Here is a 20809-nt window from a genome sequence, read left to right on the forward strand (position 1 = left end):
TCTTGAAGCCTATTTTTAATAATTAATTTTAGAAAACTTCTTTTATGAAAACTCGAGACACTCAATTAATCGACATCAGACCAGAAATACCTTCTGCTAAAATAAATGATCAAATGAGTGCCGAAGAGCACTTTCAAAATGCAACACTCAGACCGATAGCAAAACTTCAAAATGATTTATTGGTAGAAGCGTTTAGAAACTATATCACAAAACATAAAAATGTCTATTATAACCTTACGGTAGAAAAACGTATGGCTTACATAGAAAATGCAATACAGAAAGATATTAAATTCAGAAATAGCTTAAAAGGTATGCTTATTGGTCAATTTACTCTTGATGAATACCGAACTTATATTCAGAACTCTTCGGCATTAAATAAGCGTATGATGAATCTGGTACGCGAACGCATACAAAGCAATATTCAATTGCTTGAAAAGGAAATGGCGGTTTAAAATCGCTTAGCTAATGTATTTTACACTGAATAAAGTAAGATACCTCCAATAATTGCAAAAGCGAGAGCGGCATAAGTTACATTTTTCCATTTCTGAGATATTATGTCGCTTTTATAAACTCCATAAAGACCCAGTGGCGGAAATAAAATCAATAAATACCCTACTATATAGTTATTATACCATTTTTGTTTGGCTTCCATCGTTTAAGAGTTTTAATTATTCTTATTGAATTTAAGGTTTTTTTCTAGATTCTCTTTCCTAATCTGGACTATTCACAATAATTTAAAGAGATAGATTAAGTTACGAACCTGTAAATTAAACTACCAGATATAAAAAATCCCTCTAAACAAAGTCTAGAGGGATTTTTTATATGTGTAAGCTCGTAGCTCTTAAACGTTAAATAAGAAGTGCATTACATCACCATCTTTAACAATATAATTTTTTCCTTCTACACCCATTTTACCGGCTTCTTTCACTTTAGCTTCGCTACCAAATTTTACAAAATCTTCATAGCCTATAACCTCTGCACGTATAAATCCTTTTTCAAAATCGGTATGAATTACTCCTGCAGCCTGTGGCGCAGTAGATCCTATATTAATTGTCCAGGCACGTACCTCTTTTACACCTGCAGTAAAATAGGTTTGTTGCTTTAGTAATTTATAAGCAGCACGAATTAATTTAGCAGAACCCGGTTCGTCAAGACCTATATCTTGCAAAAACATCTGGCGCTCTTCATAATCATCTAGTTCTGTAATATCTGCTTCGGTACCTACGGCGAGTACAAGAACTTCTGCCTTTTCATCTTTTACAGCTTCGCGTACTTGCTCTACATATGCATTACCATTTACGGCAGAGCCTTCATCTACATTACATACATACATTACCGGTTTATCTGTAATAAATTGTAATGGCTTTACATATTCCGCGTAATCCTCATCAGAAAACTCAATAGCACGTATAGAAATACCCTGCTCCAATGAAGTTTTGATTTTTATTAAAACTGTCTCTTCTTTTTGAGCATCTTTATTACCAGTACGGGAAGCTTTCTTTACTTTTTCAAGCTTCTTCTCAACCGTTTCAAGATCTTTAAGTTGTAACTCAATATCTATCGTTTCTTTATCTCTAACAGGATTTACGCTATTATCAACGTGAACAATATTATCATTATCAAAACAGCGTAACACGTGTAGAATAGCGTCAGTTTCTCGTATGTTTCCTAAAAACTGGTTACCCAGACCTTCACCTTTACTTGCTCCTTTAACTAATCCTGCAATATCTACGATATCTACAGTCGCAGGTACTACACGCTCAGGATTTACCAATTCTTCAAGCTTTAAAAGTCTTGGATCTGGTACATTAACCACACCTACATTAGGCTCTATGGTACAAAAAGGAAAGTTTGCACTTTGTGCCTTAGCATTTGACAAACAATTAAAAAGAGTTGATTTACCAACATTTGGCAATCCTACGATACCTGCTTTCATTACTATAATTTTTGGAGGCGCAAATATAGGAAGCTTCTATAGATTTTAGGACTATACTGAAACAATAATTAGGAGATGTTTACGGTCTGGATTTTAACGCAACTATTTATAGTATTCCATCCTTTTTTAAAGCGCTATTATATAGTGACACTTTAAACTAAGGAATTATATAAATAACAGAAAGATCACAGCTGTTAGCTATTTAATTTAAACCTGAGGCAAAAAAAAAGCCCGGCAGTTGCCGGGCTTTTTTTTTAAAATTTTGGTTCCTATTTATGATGCATAAATGCTTGTTTTGCAAGCAACTCTTCTTCAGACTCTACGTGGTTATCATCGGGCACACAACAGTCTACAGGACAAACTGCAGCACATTGTGGCTCTTCATGAAAGCCCATACATTCAGTACATTTATCTGGAGCTATGTAGTAAACCTCATCACTTATTGGCTCTTGAGTTTCTTCTGCATCTACTTCTTTACCATCTGGTAAAACAACTTTTCCTTCAAGGTCTGTACCATCTGCGTAACGCCAATCATCTGCACCTTCGTAAATTGCAGTATTAGGACATTCTGGCTCACAAGCCCCACAGTTAATACATTCATCAGTTATTATAATTGCCATAGTATAATCGTTTTCTTATCCGTAATTTTGCCTTAATACTTATAATTGGTCGTAAAATTACAAATCAAATGTAAGATTTAAGTTTATCAGTAATACACCTTTTAACGGGTATTATGTTTTAATATCAACGTACAAAATTAAGGTCTGCCCTTAACTCTACCAAACCATTTATGGATTTAAACCAAAGAATTACTGCATTCTCAAAGCTGGGTCTTTTTTTAACCGATTTTCTTTCTACGGAAGATAAAAATGAATTAGCCTTAGCTAATACGGAACGTTTACAATTAGAATTTTCTGAAGTACTTGTAGCTGCTGAGCGCAAAAATGCCTGGTTTACCCCAGCATACTTAAAACTTGCACTTACAGGATGGGCAGAATCACTTTCAGTGGATAATTTGAACAACTGGATTTCTGCATATTCTTTTTCCGAAAAAAGCCTATCAAAAAAAGTAGCTGTGATTATGGCAGGAAATCTTCCGATGGTAGGATTTCACGACTTTTTGAGTGTCCTTATAAGTGGACATTCGGTTGTAGCAAAATTATCATCAGATGATAAATTAATTCTTCCATTTCTGGCAAAAGTATTAATAGAAATAGAGCCTGAATTTGAAACTAAAATTGAATTTACAGAAAGTAAGTTAACCGATTTTGATGCGGTCATCGCTACGGGAAGCAATAACACTGCGCGTTATTTTGAATATTATTTCAAAAATAAACCTCATATCATCCGTAAAAACAGGAATGCTGTTGCCGTACTGCAGGGAACAGAAACCACCGACCAACTAGAAAAATTAGGAGATGATATCTTTAGATATTTTGGTATGGGTTGCAGAAGTGTCTCCAAAATTTTTGTCCCTAAAGACTACAACTTCGATGCCTTTTATCAAGCTATGTTCACCTACAAGGATATTGTAAATCATCACAAGTATGCTAATAATTACGATTACAATAAAGCTGTCTATTTAATGAGTTTATTTCCTATACTCGATAATGGATTTCTTGTATTAAAAGAAGAAGAAACATTCTCCTCTCCTATCTCGGTAGTATTCTATGAGCATTATGAAAATATTGAAAGTTTACAAAAACAATTGCAAGAAAAAGAGGAAGAAATACAGTGTATAGTTGCATCTGGTTTTGATCAAAAAGAAGTAAACTTTGGACAGTCGCAAAAGCCAAAACTTAATGATTATGCCGATGGTGTAGATACCATTGCGTTTTTATTAAAAATATAGATAATATAAACCTATAAATTATCAATTTATTAAGTTGTTTTCTTAAGGTTTTAGGCATCTTTGCAATGCTTTTTAAAGAGAACAAACAGTCATAAGAATGCATGTCGATTCTTCTAGATTGTACTTTAAAATCCGTAATTTTTCGACTTCAAAAACAACGATAAGCAGATCAAATATTCTATCCATGAAAAAACATAATTTCAGTGCCGGACCAAGTATTCTTCCACAAGAAGTGCTTAAACAGGCCTCTGACGCCGTACTTAATTTCAACAACTCAGGTCTTTCTCTTCTAGAGATTTCTCACCGTAGTAAGGACTTCGTAGATGTAATGGAGGAGGCTCGTGAACTTGCTCTTCAGTTGCTAGGCCTTGAAGGTAAGGGTTACAAAGCCTTATTTTTACAAGGTGGCGCTAGTATGCAATTTGTTATGGCTGCATACAATTTATTAGAAAATAAAGCTGGATACTTAAATACAGGTACCTGGAGTGATAAAGCTATTAAAGAGGCAAAACTTTTTGGTGATGTCGTAGAAGTAGCTAGTTCAAAAGATAAAAATTTCAATTATATTCCTAAGGATTACGCTATCCCTTCAGGATTAGATTATTTACATATTACTACGAATAACACCATTTTTGGTACTCAATTAAAAAATATTCCTGCATTAGATATCCCACTAATTGCAGATATGAGTAGTGATATTTTCTCTAGAGAATTAGATTTTACAAAATTTGACCTTATTTATGCTGGTGCTCAAAAAAATATGGGTCCGGCAGGTACTACCTTAGTAGTTGTGCGTGAAGATATTTTAGGCAAGGTTACACGTAAAGTACCGGCAATGTTAGACTACACGCAGCATATATCTAAAGGCAGTATGTACAATACACCTCCTGTATTTGCCGTTTACACTTCTCTATTAACACTAAAATGGTTAAAAGAAAATGGTGGTATTAAAGGTGCTGAAGAAAACAATGATAAGAAAGCTACATTAATCTATTCTGAAATAGATTTAAATCCATTATTCACAGGATTTGCTGCTTTAGAAGATCGTTCTACTATGAACGCTACCTTTAATCTTACTGAAGATAATTTAAAAGAAACCTTTGATACTATGCTTAAAGAAGCTGGTATTAGTGGAGTTAATGGTCACCGTAGTGTAGGTGGTTATCGCGCTTCTATGTACAACGCCTTATCGCTTAAGAGTGTAGGTACTCTTGTAGATGTTATGAGCGAACTAGAGCGTAAAGCTTAAAAACAAGATTATTAAATAAGTGTAAATCTTATTACTAACACGTGCTTTGGTCACGTAAATTCTAAATAATAATGATGAAAGTTTTAGCAAACGATGGCATTTCTCAATCAGGCGTTGACGCCCTTCAAGAAGCCGGTTTTGATATCATTACAACAAAAGTTGCTCAAGAGCAATTAGAAAATTATATCAACGAGCATAAAATTGATGCGCTTCTTGTACGTAGTGCGACTAAAGTGCGTAAAGAGCTTATCGACGCATGTCCTAGCTTAAAGCTTATAGGCCGTGGTGGTGTAGGAATGGACAACATTGATGTTCAATATGCAAAAGACAAAGGTCTTAGCGTAATAAACACACCTGCATCTTCATCTGCTTCTGTAGCAGAGCTTGTTTTTGCTCATTTATATGCTGGAGTAAGATTCTTATATGACGCTAACCGTAATATGCCACTTGAGGGCGAGTCAAAATTTGGTGATCTTAAGAAGGCTTACGCTAAAGGTGTAGAATTAAGAGGCAAAACATTAGGTGTTATTGGTTTTGGCCGAATTGGTCAGGCTACTGCTAAAGTTGCCTTAGGAGCAGGAATGAAAGTTATATTTTCTGATCCTTATATGGACAAGGCTGAAGTTAAACTTGACTTTTATGATGGTCAGGAAGTTACTTTTAATTTTGAAAGTAAGTCAAAAGAAGAAGTTCTTAGAGAAGCAGATTTTATCACATTACACGTTCCTGCACAAAAGGAATATGTTATAGGTAAAGCAGAACTTGAACTTATGAAAGATGGTTCAGCTCTTATAAATGCTGCTAGAGGTGGTGTTGTTGATGAGATTGCGCTTATTGACGCATTAGATTCTGGTAAACTTGCATTTGCAGGGTTAGATGTTTTTGAAAGCGAACCTAAACCGGAAATTCGTATTCTAATGCATCCAAAAATTACATTATCTCCTCACATTGGTGCAGCGACAAACGAGGCTCAAGACCGTATTGGAACCGAATTAGCAGAGCAGATACAAGCAATACTTAAATAATTATTTTTTTATAAATATCAAACAAAGCCGAAAGAGATTTCGGCTTTGTTTATTTTATCAAAACCTTAAATTCCTGTTAAAAAATAAAAACACTTCTTATATTTAGGGTCTAACTATAATTTAAAAAGAAATGGCGGGGTTATTAGATTTATTAAATAGTGATTTAGGAAAGCAACTTATAAGTGGTGCCAGTGCTCAAACAGGTGCTTCAGAAAGTAAGACTGCAGAAGTCTTAAGTATGGCATTACCGGTTCTTCTAGGAGCAATGAAAAAAAATGCTCAAACTCAAGAAGGAGCTAGCGGTTTATTAGGTGCTTTAAGCAATAAACATGATGGTAGTATTCTAGATAATTTAGGCAGTTTACTTGGCGGCGGAAATGTCGATCAAAGTGTTATGAATGATGGTGCAGGAATATTAGGTCATGTTCTAGGTGGTAAACAACCGGTTGTAGAAAATACTCTGAGTCAGAAAACAGGTTTAGATGCCGGAACTATAGGACAAATATTAAAAATTGCCGCTCCTATTTTACTTGGCGTAATTGGAAAACAAACCAAGCAGAATGATGTTAATGATTCAAGCGCACTCTCTAGTATTTTGGGAAGTATGCTTGGAGGTCAACCCAAAGGAAATCAAAGTCTAATAGAAAGTCTTATCGATGCTGACGGTGATGGGAGTGTTTTAGATGATGTTGCAGGTATGGTTTTAGGATCTAATAAAAACAAGGGCGGCTTAGGCGGTATGCTGGGTGGCCTTTTTGGAAAATAGATTTATCGTTCTGAATATAGATAAAGCCGCTTTTAAGCGGCTTTTATTTTGCTGAAAATTTGGCAAGAGTTTTGTAGCTTTAAAAGAAAAAGCATGAAAACATTTATTTACTTTCTAGTCGGATTAGGTTTGATTTACGGTTGTGCCAGCACGCAAACCGATAAAAAGATGATTGGTGAAAATCCCACAGCTACAGAAAATGACACCGTACGTATAGCAAATGATAGTCTCGAATACGAGATTCTTATAATAGAACCAGGATTTAATACATTTCTCAATTCTATTGCCAGACCCGAAGGGTACTACTCTCAAAATTACTTAGAGAATAAAAATAAATTTCTTGTTATTGAGTATAATCAGCGTGTTAATCAACCTTTTCAATACAATCCTGAATTGTATCCTTTACAAATAAATTATGACGGTAATGTTGATTATGGTTACGATGTAAATTACAAATTGTATAACTACTTTGTCTTTTTCAGTAGAACCTACAATCAACGATTTAGTGTACCCACTAGAATATAAATCCTCACTTTTGTTTAAGTTGGGAATACTATATTTGCGCCGTGAAAAAATTTAAAGAAAACTGGGAGATAACCCAAAACTGGCAACTATTTTATCCCATCTTCGGTATGCTCCTCGCGCTGGGTTCAGGATTATTAATAGCTTTTCGTTTTAGTGATTCTTTTGAATCCGGAAGCATTGAACAACTTATTTTTATAGTTGTCGCTACATTAGTACTAACCTATATTTTTATTAAAGTAAGTTTGTTCTTTTTCAGTAAACTTAAAAATAGATGGCTTTTAGAGTATAGATGGGAGTTTATTGCGGTTTTTATTGTATTTGCAATCACCGGTTCAACCGCAGGAAGGATTTCAAGTCCGGTTATGGAGTTTATTGGCTTAGATTATGAGTCGATCTCGGGCTGGTTATATTGGCCACTACGCATTATACTTATTTTTCCGTTATATCAAATTTTGCTATTAATCGTAGCCTGGATTTTTGGACAGTATAAATTTTTCTACAGTTTTGAAAAGAAAATGCTTTCGAGAATGGGACTGGGTTTCTTATTTAAAAGTAAAACTGAATAAAACAAAAAAGCTCTGTAATTACAGAGCTTTTTTAATTCCACAGAATCAACTCTATTTCTTTTCCGATTCCTGAGCAAAAAGATCGAGATAGGCCTGACCTAAAAACTCTACAATCATTCCTGCTGTGAGGCCTTCATACCCTGTATGATTTATTGCTATATCTCCTGCTCTTCCGTGTAGATACACCCCAAATATTGACGCCGTAAGCGGATCATATTGTTGCGCGATTAATCCCGTAATGATACCGGTAAGAACGTCGCCGCTTCCTCCAGTTGCCATACCTGGATTACCAGTGTTATTCACATAATATTTACCTTCAAATACAACGATTGTATGCGCATCTTTCAAAACCAATATACACTTGTATTTATCTGAAAATGCTTCTGCTTTTTTAAGTTTTTCAAAATCATCACTCCAGCTTCCTATCAAACGCTCCAGCTCCTTAGGATGAGGGGTAAGCACCGAATACTGAGGTAGCAACTCAAGTAGATCATTGTTTTCGCTAAGCATATTTAAGGCATCTGCATCTAAAACAAGTTGGCTTTCATTTTGTTTCAAAAAATTCTTAAACGCATCCTGGGTAGTCTTGGCCATACCTAGTCCCGGTCCTATACCTATGACGTCTGGTTGCAAATCAAATTTTATTTCTTCAAGAAAATCACCATTATGTCGATCTGTAACCACCATAATTTCGGGGGCTGCAGATTGCATAATAGGCATACCTTGGCGTGTTGTGTAAGCTGTAACCAGTCCACTTCCACTACTCAAAGCTGCTTTTCCACTGAGAATTGCAGCGCCCATTTTACCGTAACTACCAGCAATTATTAAACTGTGTCCATAGGTGCCTTTATGGCTGAATTTTGACCGTGGCTTGTACATTTGTTTTGCTTCAGCCTTACCTATTAATTGTGCTTTAGTTTCTACAGAATTTAAGTAATTACGATCAAGACCTATATCTAGAACTTCCCAACTGTTGATATGTTTTCCGCCTTGCGGAAGGAAAAAAACAAGTTTTGGAGTTTGAAAAGTAAGCACCACCGTAGGCTTCAAGACCACTTCATCTTCTAAAAGTTGATCTATAGCCATTCCTGAAGGAACATCTATCGCGAGAACATATGCCCGACTTTCATTTATATGATTAAAAAGTTTTTGAACCCAGGAATCAGCTGGTCTGTTAAGCCCAATTCCAAAGATGCAATCCACTATTAAATCCTCTGGTTGAATATCTGGGAAGTCATTTTCAGATTTTATAAGTTGTGGCCAATTTTTAGTGCTGTTCTTTAATACAGATAATGCGTTAAGAAAATCTGTAGATCGTGATTCACTATAGTTAACTATATAGGTAACTACTGAATATCCATTCTCTATAAGATTACGTGCAATTACAAGTCCGTCTCCTCCATTATTCCCTGTACCACAAAATATTTTGATATTCACCGGCTGATTTTGTAATCGCTGATGTAAATAGTGGTAAGCATATCCTCCCGCACGCTCCATAAGATTAAAGGATGGGATGTGTTCTGCTTGTTCTGTTGCTTTATCTGCTGCGTAAATCTGCTCTTTACTAAGTATCTTCATAATATTTTAATGAGTCTTTTGAACAATTCGTAAGTATTGAAGTGTTTTTAAGGTATTATTAATAAATAACCTTTTTAAAATCCTAAGGCTGCTAATTCCTCAAAAGTAACTGCTAAGCCTTGTCATTCAAGGTAAAAATAATACTTTTGAAAGCAACAGTTAATAGCTATGAAAGCAAATACTTGTATTACAAACTTCACAATTGCAACCCGTATTGGTTTTGCAACTGCTTTCATTATTACCCCTAGGGGTATTATATAAACATATAACTTCGTTTCTATTCGTGTTTACACGAAACCAACTCATATCTTATTCATATCAAACACAAAAGCCATGCGTGTTTTAAAATTTGGCGGTACTTCTGTAGGAAGTGTTGCAAACATCAACCAAGTAATCAGCATTGTTTCTAAAGCTGCTGAAAATCAAAAAATAGCCGTTGTAGTTTCTGCCTTAGGTGGTATTACAGATTTACTTATGCAATGCGGAATTGAGGCTAGTAAAAAAGATGAATATGCTTCAATTTTTGAGGAAATTGAACGTAAGCATCTTGACTTTATAACCACATTGGTCAAAGATGATGCTGAAGCACTTGCTGAAATTCAAAATCTTCTTAACGATCTAAAATCTCTATTGCAGGGTATATTTTTAATTAATGAACTGTCCCCAAAAACTGTAGATAAACTCTTGGCTTTTGGTGAGATTTTATCTTCTACTATAATTGTAAGAGCGATGTACGCTCAGGGTCTTGATGCCACACGTAAAGATAGCCGGGATCTTATTACCACAAACGATAAGTACACTAAAGCCGGTGTAAACTACAAGGTAACAAATAGCCAGCTAGAATATTACTTTGCAAAAGCAACTCAAAAAATAACGGTTCTACCGGGTTTTATTGCTAGTTGTGCATCTGGAGAAACGACTACCTTGGGACGTGGAGGGTCAGACTTTACTGCTGCCATAGTAGGCGCAGCTTTAAATGTGGAACAAGTGGAGATCTATACAGATGTAAGCGGAATGTATACCGCTAATCCAAAACTTGTAAAACAAGCGAAGCCTATAGACACAATATCTTATCACGAGGCGATGGAACTTTCACATTTTGGAGCAAAAGTGCTTTATCCTCCTACCATTGTTCCAGTAATGAGCAAAAACATCCCTATTCGTATAAAAAGCACATTGCATCCTGAAGAGTCCGGTACGCTTATTCAAAATCAAGTGGGAATTAATGAGAACCCTATAAGAGGTTTAAGCAACATCAACAATGTAGCTCTTCTAACCTTAGAAGGTGGCGGAATGGTAGGAATTCCGGGAATTAGTAAGCGCCTTTTTGAAACTTTAAGCAATCAAGGGATAAATATTATCCTGATAACTCAAGCTTCAAGCGAACATAGTATCTGCTTAGGGGTAATGGAAGAGGATGCAGGAAAGGCTAAACTAGCCATTGATGAGGAATTTGAGTATGAGATTTCTCTGAATAAAATTGACCCGCTTACAATGGAAATCGGTCTTAGTATAATTGCCCTGGTTGGAGACCAAATGAAAAGTCATCAGGGAATAAGCGGTAAAATGTTTAGTACATTAGGTAAAAACAACGTTAATATCCGAGCTATAGCACAAGGTGCTAGTGAAAAGAACATATCTGCTGTCATTGCTCAAAAAGACGTTAAGAAAGCTTTAAACAGCCTACACGAGCGTTTCTTTGAAGCACAACGTAAACAATTAAACTTATTTATTACCGGTGTTGGTAACGTAGGTGAACGATTGCTAAAACAAATAGAGCAACAACAAGACTATTTAAAAAAGCAACTTAATATCAATATGCGTGTTCTGGGACTAAGCAACTCTCGAAAAATGCTAATTGATGAAAACGGAATAGATTTATCAAACTGGAAGGCATTGCTAGAAGAGGGAACGCCGGTAACACTAGATTCTTTTCATAGCGCTGTAGTAGAGTTAAATCAGCGTAACAGCATTTTTGTTGATATTACAGCAAATGCAGATGTTGCAGCAATGTATGGCAAGTACCTCAAACAAAGTATTGCGGTAGTAGCTTGTAATAAAATCGCTTGCTCCTCAGATTATGATAAATACAACGAATTAAAACATTTAAGCAAAACATATAACGCTCCACTCTTATTTGAAACTAATGTAGGCGCGGGATTACCTATTATAGATACATTAAATAACCTCATCGCATCGGGAGATCGTGTAAAACGTATCCAAGCTGTATTATCGGGTAGTTTAAATTTTGTATTTAATAATTTTAAATCTGGTGATAGTTTTTACGATGTTGTACAAGCTGCAAAAGCAGAAGGCTACACAGAGCCAGATCCTCGTATTGATCTTAGTGGTGTAGATGTTGCTCGCAAAATTTTAATATTGGCTCGAGAAAGCGGACTCAAAATCAATTTAGAGGATATCACTAATGATCCGTTTTTAACCCAGAACAACCTAGAAAGTACAGATGTTTCTCATTTCTTTGAAACATTAAAAGAAGATGCAGCTCATTTTGAAAAACTGGTTGCAGATGCAGAAGCTAAAAATCACCGTCTAAAATATGTTGCTCAGCTAGATAATGGCAAAGCAAGCTTAGGCTTACAGAGCGTACCAGAAGGGCATCCTTTTTACGATTTGAAAGGCTCAGATAATATTGTTTTATTTTTTACTGAACGTTATCCAGAACAACCTATGCAAATTAAAGGTGCAGGTGCAGGAGGAGATGTAACCGCTTCCGGACTTTTTGCAGATATAATTAGAACTGCAACATTCTAAAATCATAATTCTCAAAGTATAGCTAAGAAAATTGAATGCCTATTCAATTTTCTTAGTTTTCTTCTTCAATCTTGAAAACAAAACAATGAACGAAATACGGGTTTTTTCTCCGGCAACTGTAGCTAATGTAAATTGTGGATTTGACGTTTTGGGTTTTGCTCTTGACGGTCTTGGCGATGAAATGGTACTACGAAAAGTACTAGAAAAAGGAATTAAAATCACTAAAATAACCGGCGCAGATTTACCTTTTGAACCTAAAGAAAATGTTGTGGGTGTTGCAGGATTAGCTATGCTAAATTCACTTGATTTAGACTTTGGTTTTGAAGTTGAAATACATAAAAAAATTCGTCTTGGAAGCGGAGTTGGAAGTAGTGCCGCAAGTGCTGCAGGTATCGTTTATGGCATCAATCAATTTCTAGAAAGACCTGTTTCAAATTTAGAACTCACAGCTTTTGGAATGAAAGGAGAAGCAGTTGCAAGTGGCAATGAACATGCAGATAATGTTGCTCCTTGTGTGTATGGTGGCTTTACTTTAATCACAGGTTATTCCCCTTTAAATATTGTTTCATTATCGGTTCCTGATGATCTTTATGTGACGATAATTCATCCTCAAATAACAATCAAAACCAAAGAAGCTAGAGCGATTTTACCCAAGCAAGTTTCCTTGCAAAATGCTATAAAACAGTCTGGAAATTTGGCCGGATTAATAGCCGGACTTTACACAGAAGATTACGAACTAATCGCATCGAGTACTCAAGATGTTTTGGTAGAACCGTATCGCAAAAATCTAATCCCAAATTTTGATTTCTATAAACAAACCGCACTCGAAAATGGTGGTATTTCTTTTGGAATTAGCGGTTCTGGACCTTCAATGTTTACCTTATGTAAGGGTGTTAAAGATGCTGGTAATGTAGAAGTTGCATTATCAAATGCATTGAAATTAAAAAATATGCAAGGAGATAGTTATATATCGCCAGTTTCAAAATTTGGAAATCGAATTTTAGAACAAAAATAACAATCAAAAAGCAGACTTGGAATTATTCCTAGCTGTAGGAAAAGACAAAAATCACCGATTTTATAACCACGAATACGATACAAAAATGATCTATTATAGTTTAAACGGAAAGGCAGCAAATGTAGGTTTAGAAGAAGCTGTTGTTCGCGGCATTGCTCCCGATAAAGGCTTATATTTTCCTGAAGAAATTAAACCACTTCCCTCCTCTTTTTTTGAGAACATAGAATCGCTTTCAAATAATGAAATTGCCTTTGAAGCAATCAAACAATTCGTAGAAGGAGTTATCCCCGACGAAGCTTTAAAAGACATAATTGAAGATGTACTTTCTTTTGATTTTCCGGTTGTGGAGATCGAAGAAAATATTGGAACACTAGAATTATTTCACGGTCCTACTATGGCATTTAAAGATGTTGGTGCTCGATTTATGGCTCGTTGTCTCGGGTACTTTTCTGCACAAAATAAAAAGCAGGAACCGGTAACAGTTTTGGTTGCAACAAGTGGAGATACCGGAGGGGCTGTTGCACGTGGTTTTTTAAATGTGGAAGGGGTTGATGTGGTCATTCTTTATCCAACAGGTAAGGTTAGTGATATTCAAGAAAAACAGCTTACAACTCTGGGAGCAAATATAACAGCTCTAGAAGTTGATGGTGTGTTTGATGATTGCCAAGCTATGGTAAAAACTGCCTTTTTAGATGGAGAAATAACTTCTAAACGCAAACTTACATCTGCCAACTCGATCAATATTGCACGTTGGATTCCGCAGTTATTTTATTTTCTATTTGCCTACAAGCAGGCAAAATCTAAAGGCAAGGAACTTGTTTTCTCTGTGCCTAGCGGTAATTTTGGAAATATTTGCGCAGGTATGGTTGCTCATAAATTAGGAATGCCCGTTAAGCATTTTGTTGCCTCTGTTAATAGCAATGATATTGTTCCTGAGTTTTTAAAAACGGGAGTTTACAAACCTAAACCTTCGGTAGCTACTATTAGCAATGCGATGGATGTGGGTGATCCCTCAAATTTTATACGCATTCAGAAATTATTTAATAATGATCTCGAAGCGCTTTCAAAAAAACTTTCATCGTTCTCCTATACAGATCAAGAAACTAAGGAGGCTATGCAGCATATTTACAAAGAAACCGGTTATATAGCAGACCCTCACGGAGCAGTAGGTTATTTAGGTCTTAAAGATTATTTAATAAAACATCCTGATGCTTATGGCATTTTCCTTGAAACTGCTCATCCTGTTAAATTTTTACCCGTTGTAAATGAGGTGATTGATGCAGAAATTAGTATTCCTTCTCAAATTGAGCAGGTTATCCATAAAGAAAAGCAAGCCATAGCTATTAAAAATTACGATCAATTTAAAGCGTTTTTGTTGAAGTAGTCGGTGCGCTTTTCAGTGTAGTTTTGATACATTTGTGGACTTAAAATTTACAGATGAAATCTACAGCACTTACTAAAATACACGAAAGTCTTGGAGCTAAAATGGTTCCTTTTGCAGGCTACAATATGCCTGTTTCTTACGAAGGAATCAACATAGAACACGAGACCGTGCGCACTGGTGTTGGTGTTTTTGATGTATCACACATGGGTGAATTTCTAGCAATAGGAGAAAACGCCCTAGCCCTACTTCAAAAGGTGTGTAGTAACGATCTTTCTAAACTTAAAATAGGTGGCGCTCAATATAACTGCCTTCCTAATAATGAGGGGGGAATCGTAGATGATCTTATCGTTTACCGCATACGAGAAAATGAATATCTTCTGGTAGTTAATGCTTCAAACATTGAGAAAGACTGGGAATGGATTAGTAGTCATAACGATCTGGGCGTTGAGCTTAAGAATATTTCAGACAACTTTTCGCTTTTAGCAATTCAAGGACCTAAAGCTATCGAAGCTATGCAGTCTCTTACGGAAACTGATCTCTCTGCTATAAAATTTTACAATTTTGAAGTTGCCCCTTTTGCAGGAATTGATCACGTGATTATAAGTGCTACAGGATATACTGGAAGTGGCGGATTTGAAATTTATTGCCATAACGAGTTCGCAGAACAATTGTGGACTAAGGTTTTTGAAGCCGGAAAAGAATATGGTATCAAACCTATAGGTCTGGCTGCTCGTGATACATTACGTCTGGAAATGGGATATTGTTTGTACGGAAACGATATTGATGATACCACGTCGCCTATCGAAGCTGGTTTAGGCTGGATTACAAAATTCACTAAAGATTTTATAAATGCAGAGGCTCTTAAAGCCGAAAAAGAATCGGGTCCTACCCGAAAACTTGTAGGTTTTGAACTTCTAGAACGGGGTATACCTCGTCACGGTTATGAGATTGTAGACGCAAATGATACTGTAATAGGTGTGGTAACATCTGGAACAATGTCTCCATCTCTTTCAAAAGGGATAGGACTTGGTTATGTGAAAACTGAAAACACGGCAGTAGATACCGAAATTTTCATCAAAGTACGCAATAAAAACATAGCCGCTAAGGTTGTTAAATTACCTTTTTACAAAGGTTAAATTAAGCAAGTTATCCCGAACCAAAATTCACATAGAATACTCATTTTAGGAGCCAGTGGGTTTCTAGGTGGTGCCTTGTATAAAGAATTACACAGGTATTATGATACCTATGGTACTTATCATACTGGTAAAATATTTTCAGACAACAAACATTTTATTCGTTTTGATGTAGTACAAGATAGCATATATGAAGTACTCAATTTTGTAAGACCTAATATTGTTATTTCTGCAATTAGAGGTGACTTTCAAGGTCAGGTTGAAGCACACGAGGATTTATGCGATTATGCAAAGCGTACCGGTACTTTTGTGATCTACCTGTCTTCTGCAAATGTCTTTGATGCGTTTACAAATTACCCAAGTTACGAACTTGATAAAACCTTGTCTACAAGTAAATTTGGTAAACTGAAAATACGCTGCGAGAACTTTTTTCTCAACTATTTACCAGAACAGCAATATGCCATTATACGGTTGCCAATGGTTTTTGGGGCTAACTCTCCACGTGTACGAGAAATCAAAAATGCCATTTTACTTCAAGAGCAAGTTGAGGTTTTTCCCCATTTAATAATGAATACAAATACAGATAAAAAATTGTCTCAGCAGATTCATTATATTATAAATAGAAAACGATTTGGGATTTTTCATTTAGGAAGTAATGATTTGATTCATCATCAGGAGTTTATTAATGAAATTGTACAAAAACTAGATTTAAAGATCAAACCCAATTTTAAGTTGGTTTACACTTCCAATTTTGACCGGTATTTAGCTGTACTTCCCAAAGACAATAAATTACCAGGACATTTAGCGATTACCAATGAGGAAGTAGTGGCAGAATCGTATGCTTACTAAGCTATACTATGAAATATAAAAAACTGTTTATCTATTCGGCTTTGCTCCTTTTACAGATAGCAGCTTTAAAAATTGTCGCACATTTTCCGCTTTTTATTGAAAATTTCTATAGTACTGGCTTCTACTCTTACAGTTCTAAAGTGTTTCGATTCGTATTTGGGTGGTTACCTTTTTCCTTTGGTGACGTGATGTATGCGATATTAATTCTCTACCTAGTTATTTCGCTTTTAAAATTAGTAAGAAACAGATTTCAAACTATTTTGAAGTTTTTGACTGAAGGAATTTTGCTAGCTAATGTCCTTTACTTCAATTTCCATATTCTGTGGGGTCTCAATTATTACAGGCTTCCCCTACACGAATCCTTATCGATAGAAAAAGATTATTCTACGGAAGCTTTAGTGAGCCTTACCCAAAGACTCATAAAAGAATCAAATAAACTACATAAGCAGCTACAGTCTAATGATAGTCTGGCAGTAGAATTTAAGTATTCATTAGCTGAAGTATTTGACAAAACTCCCGAAGGTTATGCTATAGTCGAAGATAATTTTCCGCAGTTAGACTATACTCCTAAAAGTATTAAAAACTCACTCTTTAGACTTCCGCTTACCTATATGGGGTTTGGCGGCTATTTAAATCCCATCACGCAAGAAGCTCAAATAAACGGTCTTATGCCTGCGCATCGATGGCCGCTTGTAGCTTGCCACGAAGAGGCGCACCAGTTAGGATTTGCTAAAGAAAATGAAGCCAACTTTATAGCTGTGATGGCAACCACAAATAATCCTGATCCATACTTTAAATATTCAGGATATATCTTTGCCCTAAGATATTGCTTAGGAGAAGTATACAATCGCAACCGTACTATGGGTGAAATCCTAAGTACACAAGTAAGTCCAGGTATTGTGGCTAATTATAGAGAATCACAGGATTTCTGGAATGCTTATGAAAATCCTATCGAACCCATTCTTGCAATTGTTTACGGTAATTATCTCAAAGTCAACAACCAACCTTCGGGGATGCAAAGCTATAGCTATGTAGTTGCTCTACTTGTGAATTATTTTGAGAATAAAACTACATTGCCTTAAAAACGTTAAATTATTCCTAATTAATTACAATTTTCAGCTAACAAACTGCACAAAAAGTATCTTTAAGAAACTCTAAACAATTTGTTAAAAATGAAAAAAAAACTATTCTTCTCCGGATGGTTTTTACTCATGTGTTGCTTTTTATCTGCACAAGAGTATTTTCCGGTAAATGATGGTGTCAAAACCATTAACACTAACTACACACTTTTTAAAAACGCAACCTTGCACCCCACTCCCGGGGAGGTTGTTTCAAACGGAAGTTTACTTATTAAGGATGGCAAAATAGTATCTGTTGGCAAATCTGTAAATGCGCCTAAAAATGCCGTTATCGTTGATCTGATGGGAAAACATATCTATCCGTCATTTATTGAAATGTATTCTACTTTTGGGGTAGAAATCCCAAAACGCGAGCGTAATGGTCGTAGTCCGCAATATGAGCCAACACGTGATGGCTACTATTGGAATGATCATGTAAGAGCAGAAACAAATGCGCTGAATAATTTTGAATATGATTCTAAGGCAGCTAAAGAATTAATGGAAGCTGGCTTTGGTGTTGTAAACACCCATAAAGCAGACGGCTTAGTGCGTGGAAATGGAATCTTAGTCGCACTTAATGATAATGGAGGGACATCAGAACGCTTATTAGAAACTCGTTCTGCCCAATTCTTTTCTTTTAATAAAAGTAATCTTTCTCCACAGTCTTATCCTGGTTCGATAATGGGAGCTACCGCTCTAATAAGACAAGTATTTGAAGATGCAAAATGGTATAAGGGCGGAAATATAGCAACACAAGATTTAGCTCTTGAAGCCTTAAATGCAAATATGGATTTGCCTCAAATATTCTATGGTGACAATCTTTATGATGATCTGCGTATTGCTAAACTTTCTAAAGAAGTAAATGTGCCATTTATTATTGTGGGTGGCGGCGATGAATATAAACGTATAGGTGAGATTAAACAAACCGGTGCATCATACATCATTCCAGTAAATTTTCCGGAAGCTTACGATGTTGAAGATCCGTATCAGGCATCTTATGTAAGTTTAAGTCAAATGCTAGAATGGAATCAAGCACCTACAAATCTTGCGGCTATGCAAGATAACGGACTTAAATTTGCCATTACCACCACAGATTTAAAGTCTCCAGATAAATTGATGACAATGCTTCGTAAAGCTTTTAAATATGGCTTAAAAGAAGAAACTGCATTAAGAGCTCTTACTACTATACCTGCAGAACTTTTAGGTAAATCTAAAGAAATTGGATCATTAACTAACGGTGCTTGGGCAAACTTACTCATAACATCAGGAACCATTTTTGATAAGGAAACTATAATCTATGAGAATTGGGTTCAGGGATCACAAAATGTGATTAAAGATGCTTCAATAGTTGATATTGATGGAAATTATGCGCTTGCTGTAAATGGAAAAACCTATGATATGGAAATCTCTAAATCTTTAGAGAAACCGGCAGTAACTGTTAAAAGCGGAGAAACCAAATTAGGATCTAAAGTATCGTATTCTGATGGATGGTTAACTGTATTATTTACCGGTGAAAATTCAGACAATAAAGAATACACTCGATTAACTGCTCAGGTAAATCCTAATGGAAAATGGTCTGGAACAGCAATTCTACCTAATGGGAGTGAAAGTAATTTCACAGCTACTAAAAAGGAGGATACGGTTTCAAAAGAATCTGATTCTAAAGATAAAGAGGATTCTGATAAGGAAGAAGAGGCAATTGAAGTAATGCCACTTACCTATCCTAATATTGCTTACGGCTATAAAGAGAAACCAAAAGCACAAACCATTTTATTTAAAAATGCTACTGTTTGGACAAATGAAGAAGCAGGAATTCTAGAACAAACAGATGTTCTAGTGAGAAATGGGAAAATAGCAGCTGTAGGTAAAAACCTCAGCGCTGGAGGAGCACAAGTAATTGATGCCACCGGGAAACATCTTACGAGCGGTATAATTGATGAGCATTCTCATATAGCTGCATTTGATGTTAATGAATCTGGGCAGAACTCATCTGCAGAAGTACGTATGCGGGACGCTGTAGATCCAGACGATATTGATATCTATCGTGATCTTGCCGGTGGAGTGACCACTATTCAACTATTACACGGCTCAGCAAACCCAATAGGTGGTCAATCTGCTGTTATGAAACTTAAATGGGGATCTAGTATTGACGAGATGGTTCTTGACGATATTAAGTTTATAAAATTTGCTTTGGGAGAAAATGTAAAACAATCAAATTGGGGTAGTTTTAGTCGTTTCCCACAAACCCGTATGGGAGTACAGCAAATGTTTACAGATTATTTTCAGCGTGCAAAAGAATATGAAGTAAAAATGAAAAGTGGCAAACCCTATCGTAAGGATTATGAGATGGAAACGCTTGTAGATATTTTAAACGGTGAGCGTTTTATATCATCACACTCGTATGTTCAAAGTGAGATTAATATGCTTATGAAGGTTGCCGAAGATTTTGATTTTAGAGTAAATACATTTACACACATTCTTGAAGGCTACAAAGTTGCAGATAAAATGGCTGAACATGGAGTTGCAGGCTCAACCTTTAGTGACTGGTGGGCTTACAAATATGAGGTTAATGATGCAATACCATACAATGCTGCAATTATGTGGAGTGCAGGTGTGTTAACCGGTATAAATAGTGATGATGCAGAAATGAGTCGCAGATTAAATCAAGAAGCTGCAAAAACGATGAAATATGGTGGCGTCCCAGAAGAGGAAGCTTGGAAATTTGTTACGCTTAATCCTGCAAAAATGCTACACATAGATGATCGTGCAGGTAGTATTAAAGAGGGTAAAGATGCCGATTTAGTATTATGGTCAACATACCCTATGTCTGTAAGTGCAGTGGCAGAAAAAACACTTATTGAAGGTGCTGTATACTTTGATATTGAAAAAGATAAGCAACTACGAGAAGAAGTTAAAATGCAAAAGAACAAGCTAACTACGCTTATGTTGTCTGCAAAAAACAAAGGTTTAAAAACTCAACCTGCGAAAAAAGAAGAAAAACAGCGATTAGATTGTGACACTTTAGAAACACTAGATTAATT

Annotated in this window: 18 protein-coding genes; 14 read left to right on the forward strand and 4 right to left on the reverse strand. The window is 35.8% G+C overall.

What is annotated here, in order from left to right; translation table 11 throughout:
• Positions 1 to 44: 44 nt before the first annotated feature.
• Positions 45 to 452 (forward strand): glyoxalase, encoded by a 408-nt coding sequence (locus tag ABVM53_RS00480; protein ID WP_405328215.1) that lies wholly within the window; start codon positions 45 to 47, stop codon positions 450 to 452.
• A gap of 20 nt (positions 453 to 472) precedes the next feature.
• Here ABVM53_RS00480 and ABVM53_RS00485 read toward each other — a convergent pair whose 3' ends face one another.
• The 3 genes from ABVM53_RS00485 to ABVM53_RS00495 all read right to left on the reverse strand — a co-directional run bounded on the left by ABVM53_RS00485 (position 473) and on the right by ABVM53_RS00495 (position 2556).
• On the reverse strand, positions 473 to 652 hold the full coding sequence (locus ABVM53_RS00485) for a hypothetical protein (protein ID WP_405328218.1): 180 nt from the start codon (positions 650 to 652) through the stop codon (positions 473 to 475).
• Positions 653 to 841: 189 nt separating this feature from the next.
• On the reverse strand, positions 842 to 1936 hold the full coding sequence (gene ychF, locus ABVM53_RS00490) for a redox-regulated ATPase YchF (protein ID WP_128758589.1): 1095 nt from the start codon (positions 1934 to 1936) through the stop codon (positions 842 to 844).
• Between the two features lie 269 nt (positions 1937 to 2205).
• On the reverse strand, positions 2206 to 2556 hold the full coding sequence (locus ABVM53_RS00495) for a 4Fe-4S dicluster domain-containing protein (protein WP_128758590.1): 351 nt from the start codon (positions 2554 to 2556) through the stop codon (positions 2206 to 2208).
• A gap of 170 nt (positions 2557 to 2726) precedes the next feature.
• Between ABVM53_RS00495 and ABVM53_RS00500 the strand changes: the two genes are divergently transcribed.
• From ABVM53_RS00500 to ABVM53_RS00525, 6 genes are all read left to right on the forward strand, one after another.
• The gene (locus ABVM53_RS00500; protein WP_405328221.1) at positions 2727 to 3788 is read left to right on the forward strand and encodes an acyl-CoA reductase; all 1062 of its coding nucleotides are present in this window, start codon (positions 2727 to 2729) and stop codon (positions 3786 to 3788) included.
• Between the two features lie 184 nt (positions 3789 to 3972).
• On the forward strand, positions 3973 to 5037 hold the full coding sequence (serC, locus tag ABVM53_RS00505; RefSeq protein ID WP_405328224.1) for a 3-phosphoserine/phosphohydroxythreonine transaminase: 1065 nt from the start codon (positions 3973 to 3975) through the stop codon (positions 5035 to 5037).
• A 74-nt stretch (positions 5038 to 5111) separates the two neighbouring features.
• Positions 5112 to 6062, forward strand: a complete 951-nt coding sequence (locus ABVM53_RS00510; RefSeq protein WP_405328227.1) for a D-2-hydroxyacid dehydrogenase — start codon at positions 5112 to 5114, stop codon at positions 6060 to 6062.
• Positions 6063 to 6192: 130 nt separating this feature from the next.
• Complete coding sequence (locus ABVM53_RS00515) at positions 6193 to 6828, forward strand: DUF937 domain-containing protein (protein ID WP_405328230.1); 636 nt, start codon at positions 6193 to 6195, stop codon at positions 6826 to 6828.
• A gap of 93 nt (positions 6829 to 6921) precedes the next feature.
• On the forward strand, positions 6922 to 7353 hold the full coding sequence (locus tag ABVM53_RS00520) for a DUF6146 family protein (RefSeq protein ID WP_405328233.1): 432 nt from the start codon (positions 6922 to 6924) through the stop codon (positions 7351 to 7353).
• 41 nt (positions 7354 to 7394) lie between these two features.
• On the forward strand, positions 7395 to 7919 hold the full coding sequence (locus ABVM53_RS00525) for a DUF6787 family protein (RefSeq protein WP_405328236.1): 525 nt from the start codon (positions 7395 to 7397) through the stop codon (positions 7917 to 7919).
• A 51-nt stretch (positions 7920 to 7970) separates the two neighbouring features.
• Here the strand turns inward: ABVM53_RS00525 and ABVM53_RS00530 are convergent, their stop codons facing one another.
• The gene (locus ABVM53_RS00530; protein ID WP_405328239.1) at positions 7971 to 9497 is read right to left on the reverse strand and encodes an NAD(P)H-hydrate dehydratase; all 1527 of its coding nucleotides are present in this window, start codon (positions 9495 to 9497) and stop codon (positions 7971 to 7973) included.
• A gap of 333 nt (positions 9498 to 9830) precedes the next feature.
• On the opposite strand from ABVM53_RS00530, the gene thrA reads away from it, so the two are divergent.
• The 7 genes from thrA to ABVM53_RS00565 all read left to right on the forward strand — a co-directional run bounded on the left by thrA (position 9831) and on the right by ABVM53_RS00565 (position 20807).
• A complete protein-coding gene (gene thrA, locus ABVM53_RS00535) occupies positions 9831 to 12269 on the forward strand; it encodes a bifunctional aspartate kinase/homoserine dehydrogenase I (RefSeq protein ID WP_405328242.1) in 2439 nt (812 codons plus the stop codon).
• An 85-nt stretch (positions 12270 to 12354) separates the two neighbouring features.
• Entirely contained in the window at positions 12355 to 13284 is a 930-nt protein-coding gene (locus ABVM53_RS00540; protein ID WP_405328245.1) for a homoserine kinase, read from the forward strand.
• Between the two features lie 85 nt (positions 13285 to 13369).
• A complete protein-coding gene (gene thrC / locus ABVM53_RS00545; protein WP_405330880.1) occupies positions 13370 to 14668 on the forward strand; it encodes a threonine synthase in 1299 nt (432 codons plus the stop codon).
• Between the two features lie 53 nt (positions 14669 to 14721).
• Positions 14722 to 15804, forward strand: a complete 1083-nt coding sequence (gcvT, locus tag ABVM53_RS00550; RefSeq protein WP_371457435.1) for a glycine cleavage system aminomethyltransferase GcvT — start codon at positions 14722 to 14724, stop codon at positions 15802 to 15804.
• Positions 15805 to 15840: 36 nt separating this feature from the next.
• A complete protein-coding gene (locus ABVM53_RS00555; protein WP_405330881.1) occupies positions 15841 to 16650 on the forward strand; it encodes a sugar nucleotide-binding protein in 810 nt (269 codons plus the stop codon).
• Positions 16651 to 16658: 8 nt separating this feature from the next.
• Entirely contained in the window at positions 16659 to 17732 is a 1074-nt protein-coding gene (locus ABVM53_RS00560; protein ID WP_405328248.1) for a DUF3810 domain-containing protein, read from the forward strand.
• Between the two features lie 90 nt (positions 17733 to 17822).
• A complete protein-coding gene (locus ABVM53_RS00565; protein ID WP_405328251.1) occupies positions 17823 to 20807 on the forward strand; it encodes an amidohydrolase family protein in 2985 nt (994 codons plus the stop codon).
• Positions 20808 to 20809: the final 2 nt, after the last annotated feature.

The sequence above is a fragment of the Leeuwenhoekiella sp. LLG6367-2.1 genome (assembly GCF_045055775.1).
Lineage (GTDB): Bacteria > Bacteroidota > Bacteroidia > Flavobacteriales > Flavobacteriaceae > Leeuwenhoekiella > Leeuwenhoekiella aequorea.

Bases quoted from the DNA above. Each gene is read 5' to 3' on its own strand.
- ABVM53_RS00480 (WP_405328215.1), top strand. From the start codon at position 45: ATGAAAACTCGAGACACTCAATTAATCGACATCAGACCAGAAATACCT.
- ABVM53_RS00485 (WP_405328218.1), bottom strand. From the start codon at position 652: ATGGAAGCCAAACAAAAATGGTATAATAACTATATAGTAGGGTATTTA.
- ychF (WP_128758589.1), bottom strand. From the start codon at position 1,936: ATGAAAGCAGGTATCGTAGGATTGCCAAATGTTGGTAAATCAACTCTT.
- ABVM53_RS00495 (WP_128758590.1), bottom strand. From the start codon at position 2,556: ATGGCAATTATAATAACTGATGAATGTATTAACTGTGGGGCTTGTGAG.
- ABVM53_RS00500 (WP_405328221.1), top strand. From the start codon at position 2,727: ATGGATTTAAACCAAAGAATTACTGCATTCTCAAAGCTGGGTCTTTTT.
- serC (WP_405328224.1), top strand. From the start codon at position 3,973: ATGAAAAAACATAATTTCAGTGCCGGACCAAGTATTCTTCCACAAGAA.
- ABVM53_RS00510 (WP_405328227.1), top strand. From the start codon at position 5,112: ATGAAAGTTTTAGCAAACGATGGCATTTCTCAATCAGGCGTTGACGCC.
- ABVM53_RS00515 (WP_405328230.1), top strand. From the start codon at position 6,193: ATGGCGGGGTTATTAGATTTATTAAATAGTGATTTAGGAAAGCAACTT.
- ABVM53_RS00520 (WP_405328233.1), top strand. From the start codon at position 6,922: ATGAAAACATTTATTTACTTTCTAGTCGGATTAGGTTTGATTTACGGT.
- ABVM53_RS00530 (WP_405328239.1), bottom strand. From the start codon at position 9,497: ATGAAGATACTTAGTAAAGAGCAGATTTACGCAGCAGATAAAGCAACA.
- thrA (WP_405328242.1), top strand. From the start codon at position 9,831: ATGCGTGTTTTAAAATTTGGCGGTACTTCTGTAGGAAGTGTTGCAAAC.
- ABVM53_RS00540 (WP_405328245.1), top strand. From the start codon at position 12,355: ATGAACGAAATACGGGTTTTTTCTCCGGCAACTGTAGCTAATGTAAAT.
- thrC (WP_405330880.1), top strand. From the start codon at position 13,370: ATGATCTATTATAGTTTAAACGGAAAGGCAGCAAATGTAGGTTTAGAA.
- gcvT (WP_371457435.1), top strand. From the start codon at position 14,722: ATGAAATCTACAGCACTTACTAAAATACACGAAAGTCTTGGAGCTAAA.
- ABVM53_RS00560 (WP_405328248.1), top strand. From the start codon at position 16,659: ATGAAATATAAAAAACTGTTTATCTATTCGGCTTTGCTCCTTTTACAG.
- ABVM53_RS00565 (WP_405328251.1), top strand. From the start codon at position 17,823: ATGAAAAAAAAACTATTCTTCTCCGGATGGTTTTTACTCATGTGTTGC.